The organism is Inquilinus limosus MP06 (assembly GCF_000767795.1).
In the GTDB taxonomy this organism is placed as follows: domain Bacteria; phylum Pseudomonadota; class Alphaproteobacteria; order DSM-16000; family Inquilinaceae; genus Inquilinus; species Inquilinus limosus_E.
Map to the genome: position 1 here is coordinate 1 of NZ_JANX01001098.1, position 819 is coordinate 819.

At 68.5% G+C, this 819-nt stretch carries 1 protein-coding gene; it reads left to right on the forward strand.

The genetic code is table 11. From position 1 onward, the window contains the following. Positions 1-194: 194 nt before the first annotated feature. Positions 195-819 (forward strand): MFS transporter (locus P409_RS35430; RefSeq protein ID WP_238578862.1); only part of this gene is annotated, 625 nt, incomplete at its 3' end.

Genomic DNA, 819 nt, shown 5'->3' on the forward strand with positions numbered 1-819 from the left:
GCCTCCGCCGCCGCCGACCAGCGCAGCTCTCCACCCGTCATCGCATTGCCTCCCGTCTCGCCGGATTCGGCCGCGGCCGTCCGATCACGCTCCCTTATAGGCAGGATCACCGGATTTGGCTTCCGCGATCGGCAATCCGTTCCTACGCTCGGCGACGAGTCGCGGGGACCGCGCGGCGGAGAGGGAGGATCGAGGTGCCGGAAGCCGATCGCGAGGCGCTGTACCGCAAGGTGAGCCTGCGCCTGATCCCCTTCATGATCGTCCTGTACCTGGTCAGCTTCCTCGACCGGGTGAATGTCGGCTTCGCCGCCCTGACCATGAACGCCGACCTGGGCATCACCCCCTATGTCTTCGGCTGGGGCGCCGGGGTGTTCTTCTTCGGCTACTTCCTGTTCGAGGTGCCGAGCAACGTGATCCTGGAGAAGGTCGGCGCGCGGCTGTGGATCTGCCGGATCATGGTGACCTGGGGGCTGATCTCGGCCGCCATGGCCTTCGTCCAGGGCATCTGGGGCTACACCATCCTGCGCTTCCTGCTGGGCGCGGCAGAGGCCGGGTTCCTGCCGGGCATGATCCTATACCTGACCTACTGGTTCCCGGCGGCGCGACGGGCCCGCTTCGTCGCCCTGTTCATGGCCGCGGTGCCGCTGGCCAGCGCGGTCGGCGCCCCGATCTCCGGCCTGATCCTCGACAGCGCCCATCTCTGGTTCGGACTGAAGGGCTGGCAGTGGCTGTTCATCATCGAGGGGCTGCCGGCCTGCCTGCTGGGCCTGCTGGTGCTGGCCTGGCTGCCGGACGGGCCGGCCAAGGCGCCCTGGCTCG